At 67.0% G+C, this 461-nt stretch carries 1 protein-coding gene; it reads right to left on the bottom strand.

Translation table 11 applies throughout. The features are described from left to right. Positions 1 to 461 (bottom strand): alpha-amylase family protein (locus tag E4U92_RS35565; protein WP_479681753.1); only part of this gene is annotated, 461 nt, incomplete at both ends.

The raw sequence follows: 461 nt of genomic DNA on the forward strand, positions 1-461 counted from the left end.
TCCTTGGTGTTGCGCCAGGTGAAGTAGGTGTAGGACTGCTGGAAGCCGATCTGGGCCAGGGTGTGCATCATCGCCGGGCGGGTGAACGCCTCGGCGAGGAAGATCACGTCGGGGTCGGCGGCGTTGATCTCGCCGATCACCCGCTCCCAGAACACCACCGGCTTGGTGTGGGGGTTGTCCACGCGGAAGATGCGCACCCCGCAGTCCATCCAGTGCCGCAGCACCCGCACCGTCTCCGCGACCAGGCCGTCCATGTCCTGGTCGAAGGCGATGGGGTAGATGTCCTGGTACTTCTTGGGCGGGTTCTCGGCGTAGGCGATGGTGCCGTCGGGGCGGTGGTGGAACCACTCGGGGTGCTTGGAGACCCACGGGTGGTCCGGGGAGCACTGGAGGGCGAAGTCCAGGGCGACCTCCAGGTCCAGGGAGCGGGCCTGCTCCACGAACCAGCGGAAGTCCTCCAG

The sequence above is a fragment of the Streptomyces galbus genome, assembly GCF_005280195.1.
GTDB lineage: Bacteria > Actinomycetota > Actinomycetes > Streptomycetales > Streptomycetaceae > Streptomyces > Streptomyces galbus.